The organism is Rhodoplanes roseus (assembly GCF_003258865.1).
Classification (GTDB): domain Bacteria; phylum Pseudomonadota; class Alphaproteobacteria; order Rhizobiales; family Xanthobacteraceae; genus Rhodoplanes; species Rhodoplanes roseus.
In genome coordinates this window covers 1-277 of sequence record NZ_NPEX01000794.1, presented here as the reverse complement: position 1 = coordinate 277, position 277 = coordinate 1, and the positions used below count along the sequence as shown (strand labels likewise).

1 protein-coding gene is annotated in these 277 nt (G+C 65.0%); it reads left to right on the top strand.

Annotated elements, in window-relative coordinates; genetic code table 11:
* Positions 1 to 180, top strand: a 180-nt coding sequence (locus tag CH341_RS32440; protein WP_210208730.1) for a hypothetical protein, incomplete at its 5' end; no start/stop codon positions are given.
* Positions 181 to 277: the final 97 nt, after the last annotated feature.

Sequence of the window (277 nt, the reverse complement as noted above, 5' to 3'; positions counted from 1 at the left end):
GATATGGAGACGGGAGAGACCTTGTGGAGCGATGTTCTGCCAGCAGGCGGCCAGGCGACGCCGATGACCTATGAGGCGAACGGCCGGCAATATCTTGTCATCATGGCGGGCGGCCACCACTTCATGGAAACGCCGATCGGCGACGCGCTCGTAGCCTACGCCCTGCCGCAGCAGCAGTAGGTCACCGCGCCTTCAAAAAGCACCGCCCGGGGCATGGCCCCCGGGCGTTTTCGTTTTCGCACCTGCGGAAACCGGGCGCGGGCTCTATCCCGGCATC